Source organism: Citrobacter sp. wls827 (assembly GCF_005280875.1).
GTDB classification, from domain to species: domain Bacteria; phylum Pseudomonadota; class Gammaproteobacteria; order Enterobacterales; family Enterobacteriaceae; genus Citrobacter; species Citrobacter youngae.
The window spans coordinates 419900-421131 of the sequence record NZ_SZWR01000018.1; the positions used below are offsets into that span (position 1 = coordinate 419900).

General features: G+C 57.4%; 1 protein-coding gene. It reads right to left on the reverse strand.

Annotation, left to right across the window (positions count from 1 at the left end; translation table 11 throughout):
* Positions 1-255 precede the first annotated feature (255 nt).
* Positions 256-1232: NADH:flavorubredoxin reductase NorW (gene norW / locus FDX03_RS15225; protein WP_249357078.1), on the reverse strand; the 977-nt coding region annotated here is incomplete at its 5' end.

Consider the following 1232-nt stretch of genomic DNA (forward strand, 5'->3'; position numbering starts at 1 on the left):
TTCCCGCCGGGAGCCTGGGATGTAAGGGAGGCGGCGGTGAGCCTCCCTTACACGTTCACGGGTTTCCGAGCCTCAGAGAAATGACATTGCTGAGGTGAACGGAACCCTGGGCCGGAATTACATGTTCTCAATAATGCTTAACTGACTGGCATTACGGGACTGGCGGGGCAAGAAAAACATGCCGGGGCATACTGACAAGTGGCAACGCACATCCGTGTGCGTGAGGTTAATAAATCAAGCAACGGAACTCTGGACTTACACGGGCAACGTTTTCAGCAGCGCAAAGGCCTCTTTCATCCGGTCTTCACTGACGACAAACGCACACAGCTGGCCTTCGTCGTTCATCCCTCTGGCGACCATCCCTTGCGCTTCGGCGGCAATATGCCAGTTCAGATCGCGGCGCTGGGTTTCCCCTGCCAGATGCAATGGCAACTCCGGCGTTTTGACTTTTACCAGCATGGCTGGCAGTTTCAATGGCGCATTGCCGCCGAGCAGGTTTTTCGCCAGATACATGGCGCTCAGCTGAATCGGCTGCAGGAACGGCAGGACCTGACCGTTAATTTCCGCACAGTCGCCGAGGGCATAAATGTCCGGGTGGCTGGTCTGCAGGTAGCTGTCGACGCAGACGCCACGATTGATGTTCAATCCGGCGCGACGCGCCAGTGCGGTTTCCGGGCGCAGGCCGGTGGCGGCAATCACCGCATCGACTTCGACGTTGCGGCTACGATCGAGCGTGGCGCGAATACCGGTACTGGTTTTCTCCAGACTCTGAAGCTGTGATTTCAGCAGCAGATGGACACCCATATCGGTCAGATGATGCTGTAAGCGACTGCTGACTTCCGGCGGCATCAGCGAGGCCAGAATGCTGGCGGCGTTGTCGATAAGCGTCACCGCTTTACCTGCACGACAGAAATCCATCGCCAGTTCGCTACCAATCAGGCCACCGCCAACAATCAGTACCCGCCGGGCGTCACGCAGCTGCGTTTCACAGGCGCGGTACTCTTGTTGGCTGTTCAATGTAAGCATTAACTCACGCCCGCTAACCGGAGGTACAAAGGCTGAAGCCCCCGTTGCCAGCACCAGTTTTTCGTACTGCCACTGCTTGTCCTGACTTTTCACTACGTGGGCATCGGCGTCGATGTCGGTTACCCAGGTATGTGGGAACAGGCGCAAATTAAACTGTTCGGCAAACTCCCCCGCCGACTGGCGGGTGAGGTCGTCTGCACGCTGTG